Source organism: uncultured Methylibium sp., assembly GCF_902826655.1.
Lineage (GTDB): Bacteria > Pseudomonadota > Gammaproteobacteria > Burkholderiales > Burkholderiaceae_C > Methylibium.
In genome coordinates this window covers 21,975-28,922 of the sequence record NZ_CADEFR010000043.1, presented here as the reverse complement: position 1 = coordinate 28,922, position 6,948 = coordinate 21,975, and the positions used below count along the sequence as shown (strand labels likewise).

Genomic DNA, 6,948 nt, shown 5'->3' with positions numbered 1-6,948 from the left:
AACGACAGCAGCCTGCGCTACGAGCCGGAAGTCAGCCAGGCGCTGGGCTTCGGCTTTCGCTGCGGCTTCCTCGGCCTGCTGCACATGGAGATCGTGCAGGAGCGGCTGGAGCGCGAGTTCGATCAGGACCTGATCACCACCGCCCCGTCGGTCGTCTACCAGGTCCAGCTCGGCGGTGTGGCCGGCGAGGTCATCGAGGTCGAGAACCCGTCCAAGATGCCCGAGATCGGCAAGATCGCCGAGATCCGCGAGCCCATCGTCACGGTGCACCTGTACATGCCGCAGGACTACGTCGGCCCGGTGATGACGCTGTGCAACCAGAAGCGCGGCGTGCAGATGAACATGGCCTACCACGGTCGCCAGGTGCACCTGACCTACGAGCTGCCGCTGGCCGAGATCGTGCTGGACTTCTTCGACAAGCTGAAGTCGGTGTCGCGCGGCTACGCCTCGATGGACTACGAGTTCAAGGAGTACCGCGCGGCCGACGTCGTCAAGGTCGACATCCTGATCAATGGCGACCGCGTCGACGCACTGTCCATCATCGTGCATCGCGGCCAGAGCCAGTTCCGCGGCCGGGCGGTCGCCGCCAAGATGCGCGAGCAGATCCCGCGGCAGATGTACGACGTGGCCATCCAGGCGGCCATCGGCGCGAACATCATCGCCCGCGAGAACATCAAGGCACTGCGCAAGAACGTGCTGGCAAAATGCTACGGCGGCGACATCACGCGCAAGCGCAAGCTGCTCGAAAAGCAGAAGGCGGGCAAGAAGCGGATGAAGCAGATCGGCACCGTCGAGGTGCCGCAGGAAGCCTTCCTTGCCATCCTCCAAGTCGACGACTGACCCTGAACGCATGAGTGCACTGACCGGCCTGCTCTACGGCGCCCTTGTCGTCTACCTGGGCGGCTGGTACGTCGGCTCCTGGGGTGGCAACTTCTCGCTGCTGCTGTTCGTCCTCACCCTGGTGACCTTCGGCTACTGGCTTGCCGAACGCCTTCACTTCATGCCGCAGCGGCTGGCCGCTGCCGGGCAGCTGGAGGCGCAGGACGCCCAGCGCCGGGCCGACCTCCAGCGCCAGGGCATCGACCAGGTCGATGGCCAGGTCGACGCCGCGCGGCAGCGGCTGCTGGCCCAGCCCTGGTGGCTGGACTGGACCGCGGGCCTGTTCCCGGTCATCCTGGTCGTGTTCCTGTTGCGGTCCTTCCTGTTCGAACCGTTCAAGATCCCGTCCGGGTCGATGATCCCGACCCTGGCGATCGGCGACCTGATCCTGGTGAACAAGTACCACTACGGCGTGCGCCTGCCGGTGATCAACAAGAAGCTCGTTGCCAACCACGACCCGCAGCGCGGCGACGTGATGGTGTTCCGCTACCCGGTCGACCCCAGCGTCGACTACATCAAGCGGGTGGTGGGGCTGCCCGGCGACGAGGTCAGCTACCTGAACAAGAAGCTGACCATCAACGGGCAGCTGGTCGAGACCCAGCCGCTGCCCGACTTCTACAACGAGGACGTGCGCCGCTACGCCCAGCAGGCCACCGAGAAGCTCGGGCCGGTGGAGCATCGCGTCCTGACGGACAAGGATCGCCAGAGCTTCGTGCTGCCGCGCCCCGAGTTCCAGAAGTTCCGCGACCAGTGCCGCTACAACGCGGAGGGCGTCATCTGCACCGTGCCGCCGGGCCACTACTTCATGATGGGTGACAACCGGGACAACTCCGAGGACTCCCGCTACTGGGGCTTCGTGCCCGACGAGAACATCGTCGGCAAGGCCTTTTTTGTGTGGATGAATTTCGGTAACCTTCGCCGGATCGGTCCGTTCCAGTGAGTTCGCATACCAACAGGAGAACATCGATGGCCTTGGCACTGCCGCAGGCGGCTCGCAGCCTGTCTGCCCAAAGGGGCGTCACGCTGATCGGCCTGCTGTTCTGGGCCATCATCATCGCGTGCGTCGCCCTGGTCGGCCTGAAGGTCCTGCCGACGATGAACGAGTACTTCACCATCCAGCGGACGGTCAACAAGATCGCCAAGGAAGGCGGCGGCACGGTCCCCGAGATCCGCAACGCCTTCGAGCGCCAGAAGGACATCGAGTACTCCATCTCGTCGATCGCCGGCAAGGACCTGGAGATCACGAAGGAAAACGAGCGCGTCGTGATCAAGTTCGGCTACGACAAGGAGATCGAGCTGATCGAGCCGGTCTACCTGGTCATCAAGTACCGGGGCCGCTCGCAATGAGCGGCGACCGCGGCGCCGCCCGGCGGCCGCGGTGAGGGGCCGGCGACCTTGACCTCGGCCCTGGACACCCTGCAGGCCCGACTCGGCCACCGGTTCGCGCAGCCGGACCTGCTGGACCGGGCCCTGACCCACCGCAGTTTCGGCGCCGGCCACAACGAGCGGCTCGAGTTCCTCGGCGATGCCGTGCTCTCCGCGGCCGTCTCCGGCCTGCTGTACCGGCACTTCGAGGAATCCGACGAGGGCGACCTGACCCGCGTGCGTGCCCACCTCGTGCGCGAGGAGACCCTGCACCGCCTCGCGCTCGACCTGCAGTTGCCGCTGCTGCTGCGCCTCAGCGAGGGCGAGGCGCGCAGCGGCGGCGCGCAGCGCGCCTCCATCCTGGCCGATGCGCTGGAGGCGCTGATCGGGGCCGTCTACCTCGACGGCGGTTTCGCTCCGGCCCAGGCGCTGGTCGAGCAGCTGTTCCGGCCCCTGGTCGCCAGCACGGCCGCACAGGCCTGGACCCGCGACCCCAAGACGGAACTGCAGGAGTGGCTGCAGGCCCGGCGCCTGCCGGTCCCCGGCTACCGCATCGCGAGCACCAGCGGCCGCCAGCACGAGCAGTCGTTCGTCGTGGTCTGCAGCATTCCGTCGCAGTCGCTCGAGGCCCGAGGCGAGGGCCGCTCGCGCCGCGCCGCCGAGCAGGAGGCGGCGCAGGCGGCGCTGGCTACACTGAAAGACAAGGACCGGCCCCCGCCCCCATGAACGCCTCTTCTCCTGCGGACGACGCCATCGACGAGTCGCCTCGGCGCTGCGGGCTGGTGGCGATCGTCGGACGGCCCAATGTCGGCAAGTCGACGCTGCTCAACGCGCTGGTCGGCCAGAAGGTCAGCATCACCTCGCGCAAGGCGCAGACCACGCGCCACCGCATCACCGGCATCCGCACCGAGGGCGCCACGCAGTTCGTGTTCGTCGACACCCCCGGCTTCCAGACGCGCCACACCGTGCGCGGCACCGGAGCGCTGAACCGCAACCTCAACAAGACGGTGCAGGCGACCGTCGGCGACGTGGACGTGCTGCTGTTCGTGGTCGAGGCCGGACGCTTCGGCCTGGACGATGCCAAGGTGCTGGCGCTGCTGCCGCCGGACAAGCGCGTGCTGCTGGTCGCCAACAAGCTCGACCTCGTGCGCCGCCGCGCCGAGCTGGCGCCGTGGCTGAAGGGCATGCAGGAGCGCCACCCCTTCGCCGAGTTCGTGCCGCTGGCTGCCAAGGACGAGGCCGATGCGCTGCGGCTGCTCAAGATCGTCGAGCCCTACCTGCCCGAGCAGCCCTGGTTCTACGACGAGGAGGCGCTGACCGACCGCAGCGAGCGCTTCCTCGCCAGCGAGATCGTGCGCGAGAAGCTGTTCCGCTTGACCGGCGACGAGCTTCCGTACACCTCGACGGTGGTGATCGACGAGTTCAAGGAAGAGGGCGCGCTGCGCCGCATCAGCGCCACCATCATCGTCGAGCGCGAGGCACACAAGGGCATGGTCATCGGCGACAAGGGCGAGCGGCTCAAGCGCATCGGTACCGATGCGCGCGTCGAGCTCGAGCGCCTGACCGGCGGCAAGGTCTTCCTCGAGCTCTGGGTCAAGGTCCGCTCGGGCTGGGCCGACGACGAGACGCGCCTGAAGAGCTACGGCTACGAGTGAGCGCCGCGACGCACTCCGCCTACCTGCTGCACCGCTACGACTGGAGCGAGTCCAGCCTGATCCTCGACCTGTTCACGCGCGAGCAGGGCCGGGTCGCGGTCGCCGCCAAGGGCGCCAAGCGGCCGTACTCGCAGTTGCGCGCCGTGCTGCTGCCCTTCCAGCGGCTGCAGGTCGCCTACGGCACACGTCGCGCGCCAGGCCCCGAGAGCGAGGCGGCCGAGGTGCAGCCGCTGCGCGCCGCCGAGCGGGCCGGCGGGCCGGCGATGCTGGGCGGCGCGGCCCTGCTGACCGGTTTCTACATGAACGAGCTGCTGATGAAGCTGCTGGCGCGCCAGGATCCGCACCCCGCGCTGTTCGATGCCTACGCCCAGACGCTGCCGGCGCTGGCGGCCGGGGACGACACCGGCGTCGAGGCCGCGCTGCGGGCTTTCGAACTGGTGCTGCTGCGCGAGATCGGCCTGCTGCCCGACCTCGTTCTCGTGACGCCGACCCAGCAGCCGCTGGCGGCCGGCGTTCTGCACACCCTGAAGCCGGATGCCGGGCTGGTGCCGGCCGCGCCCGGCGAACCCGGCCTGGCCGCGATCGCCTGGGCGGCGCTGCAGGCGGCGCTCGACGCCGACGACCTGGCCGCGCTGCAGCGCGCCAGCCTGCCGGCGCTGGCGGGGCTCAAGCCGATGCTGCGCAACCTGCTTCACTATCATCTCGCGACCCCGGTGCTGCGCACCCGCCAGCTGATGGTGGAACTGCAGAACCTCGAACGCTGAACCCGCGAGTGCCCCGATGAACCCGCTGATCGTCTCCGGACTGCCGGCCCACGGCGCCACCACCGCGCTGTCGGTCAACCTCAACAAGGTGGCGCTGCTGCGCAACCAGCGGACCCTGACGATTCCCAGCGTCACCGGCGCCGCGCAGCGCGTGCTGGAAGCCGGCGCTCACGGCATCACCGTGCACCCGCGGCCCGACCAGCGCCACATCCGCACCCACGACGTGCACGACCTGGCCGCAATGCTGGCCAGCGACTGGCCGCAGGCCGAGTACAACCTCGAAGGCAATCCCTTCCACAACCTGATGGACCTGGTGCGCGAGCTCAAGCCGCACCAGGCCACCTTCGTGCCCGACAGCGTCGAGCAGGCCACGTCCGACCATGGCTGGAGCCTCCCGGCCGACGGCGAGCGCCTGCGGCCGCTGATCGACGAGTGCCATGCGCTCGGCGTGCGCGTCAGCCTGTTCATGGATCCGCTGCCGGAGGCGATGGCCGAGGCGCGCGCGATCGGCGCCGACCGCGTCGAGCTCTACACCGAGGCTTGTGCGCGCGCCCACGGCACGGCCGAGGCCGCGGCGGTGCTGGCGCGCTACACCGCGGCGGCCGAGGCCGCGCTGTGCGTCGGCCTGGGCCTCAACGCCGGCCACGACCTCAACCGCGACAACCTCACCGACTTTCTGCGTGCCGTGCCGGGCGTGCTGGAGGTGTCGATCGGCCACGCGCTGATTGCCGACGCGCTGGAGCTGGGCCTGACCGAGACCGTGCGCGACTACCTGCGCTGCATCCACCGGGCCGCGTCGTGATCTTCGGCATCGGCACGGACCTCTGCGACATCCGCCGCATCGCGGCCACCCTCGAACGGCGCGGCGAGCGCTTCCCGGAGAAGGTGCTGGGCCCGCACGAGCTGGCGGTGTACCGGGCGCGCAGCGCCAAGGTCCCGGCGCGCGGTCTCAGCTACCTCGCGACGCGCTTCGCGGCCAAGGAGGCCTTCTCCAAGGCCATCGGCCTGGGCATCCACCAGCCGATGAGCTGGCGGGCCTGCGAGGTCGTCAAGGCGCCCAGCGGCAAGCCCGAGATCGCGCTGCACGGCGAACTGGCCCGCTGGTTCGCGGAGCGTCGCCTGATCGCCCACGTGACACTGACCGACGAATCCGACTACGCGGCCGCCTTCGTGGTCGTCGAACGACTCCCGACATGACCGAGCACTCGCCCATCGTCCTCGACATCGCCGGCACGTCCCTCGACGCCGACGACCGCCGCCGCCTGCAGCACCCGCTGGTCGGCGGGCTGATCCTGTTCGCGCGCAACTGGCGCGACCGGGCGCAGCTGACGGCGCTGACCGCCGAGATCAAGGCGCTGCGCCCCGACGTGCTGGTCTGCGTCGACCACGAAGGCGGCCGTGTGCAGCGCTTCCGCAGCGACGGCTTCACTCACCTGCCGCCGATGCGCGCGCTGGGTGAGCGCTGGATGCTGGACGCGATGTCGGCGACCGACGCCGCCACCGCCTGCGGCTTCGTGCTCGCGAGCGAACTGCGCGCTTGCGGCGTCGACTTCAGCTTCACGCCGGTGCTCGATCTGGACCACGGCCCCAGCGGCGTGATCGGCGACCGCGCCTTCCAACGCGACGCGCGCGTGGCGACGCTGCTGGCCAAGAGCCTGATGCACGGCCTGCTGCTGGCCGGCATGGGCAGTTGCGGCAAGCATTTCCCCGGCCACGGCTACGTCGCGGCCGACTCGCACACCGAGGTGCCGGTGGACCGACGCACGCTGAAGGCCATCCTGGCCGACGACGCCAGACCCTACGAGTGGCTGTCGACCAGCCTCGCCAGCGTGATGCCGGCGCACGTGATCTATCCGAAGGTCGACGCGCAGCCGGCCGGCTTCTCGGTGCGCTGGCTGCAGGACATCCTGCGCGGCCAGCTCGGCTTCACCGGCGCGATCTTCAGCGACGACCTCAGCATGCAGGGTGCGACCGTCGCCGGCACGCCGACCGAGGCCGGCATCGCGGCACTGAACGCCGGCTGCGACCTGGTGCTGTTGTGCAACCAGTCGCTGAACGGCGGTGCGCCGCTCGATGCGCTGATCGACGGCCTGCAAGCTGCGCTGGAGCAGGGCCGCTGGCAGGCCGACGCCGACGGCGAGACGCGCCGCCTGGCGCTGCTGCCGCAGACCGCGCCGCTGCCCTGGGACGAGCTGATGCACCACGCGCCTTACCAGCGCGCCCTGGACCAGCTGCCCTGAAAACGCGAACGGCGCACCGCGGTGCGCCGTTCGCGATCAGGGCAG

Annotated in this window: 8 protein-coding genes and 1 pseudogene; all 9 read left to right on the top strand. The window is 69.6% G+C overall.

The window, feature by feature from the left end; translation table 11 throughout:
* Window positions 1-840 (top strand): annotated as a pseudogene (locus QZV97_RS15420) (elongation factor 4); the annotation flags it as partial.
* Between the two features lie 10 nt (window positions 841-850).
* Complete coding sequence (lepB, locus tag QZV97_RS15415) at window positions 851-1,819, top strand: signal peptidase I (RefSeq protein WP_295644002.1); 969 nt, start codon at window positions 851-853, stop codon at window positions 1,817-1,819.
* Between the two features lie 26 nt (window positions 1,820-1,845).
* Complete coding sequence (locus tag QZV97_RS15410) at window positions 1,846-2,226, top strand: DUF4845 domain-containing protein (RefSeq protein ID WP_295643997.1); 381 nt, start codon at window positions 1,846-1,848, stop codon at window positions 2,224-2,226.
* Between the two features lie 48 nt (window positions 2,227-2,274).
* The gene (gene rnc / locus QZV97_RS15405; RefSeq protein WP_295643994.1) at window positions 2,275-2,970 is read left to right on the top strand and encodes a ribonuclease III; all 696 of its coding nucleotides are present in this window, start codon (window positions 2,275-2,277) and stop codon (window positions 2,968-2,970) included.
* Window positions 2,967-3,899, top strand: a complete 933-nt coding sequence (gene era, locus QZV97_RS15400; RefSeq protein ID WP_295643991.1) for a GTPase Era — start codon at window positions 2,967-2,969, stop codon at window positions 3,897-3,899. Before rnc ends, era begins: the two co-directional genes overlap by 4 nt.
* Entirely contained in the window at window positions 3,896-4,663 is a 768-nt protein-coding gene (gene recO / locus QZV97_RS15395; RefSeq protein WP_295643987.1) for a DNA repair protein RecO, read from the top strand. Before era ends, recO begins: the two co-directional genes overlap by 4 nt.
* Before the next feature lie 16 nt (window positions 4,664-4,679).
* A complete protein-coding gene (locus QZV97_RS15390; protein WP_295643983.1) occupies window positions 4,680-5,465 on the top strand; it encodes a pyridoxine 5'-phosphate synthase in 786 nt (261 codons plus the stop codon).
* A complete protein-coding gene (gene acpS, locus QZV97_RS15385; protein WP_295643979.1) occupies window positions 5,462-5,860 on the top strand; it encodes a holo-ACP synthase in 399 nt (132 codons plus the stop codon). The genes QZV97_RS15390 and acpS overlap by 4 nt, the downstream gene beginning before the upstream one ends.
* Window positions 5,857-6,903 carry a beta-N-acetylhexosaminidase gene (gene nagZ / locus QZV97_RS15380; RefSeq protein WP_295643976.1) on the top strand — a complete coding sequence of 349 codons (1,047 nt, stop codon included), beginning with the start codon at window positions 5,857-5,859 and terminating at the stop codon, window positions 6,901-6,903. The genes acpS and nagZ overlap by 4 nt, the downstream gene beginning before the upstream one ends.
* Window positions 6,904-6,948 lie beyond the last annotated feature (45 nt).

Excerpts from the sequence above, each read along its gene's own strand:
- QZV97_RS15410 (WP_295643997.1), top strand. The coding sequence starts at position 1,846 with ATGGCCTTGGCACTGCCGCAGGCGGCTCGCAGCCTGTCTGCCCAAAGG.
- nagZ (WP_295643976.1), top strand. The coding sequence starts at position 5,857 with ATGACCGAGCACTCGCCCATCGTCCTCGACATCGCCGGCACGTCCCTC.
- QZV97_RS15390 (WP_295643983.1), top strand. The coding sequence starts at position 4,680 with ATGAACCCGCTGATCGTCTCCGGACTGCCGGCCCACGGCGCCACCACC.
- lepB (WP_295644002.1), top strand. The coding sequence starts at position 851 with ATGAGTGCACTGACCGGCCTGCTCTACGGCGCCCTTGTCGTCTACCTG.
- era (WP_295643991.1), top strand. The coding sequence starts at position 2,967 with ATGAACGCCTCTTCTCCTGCGGACGACGCCATCGACGAGTCGCCTCGG.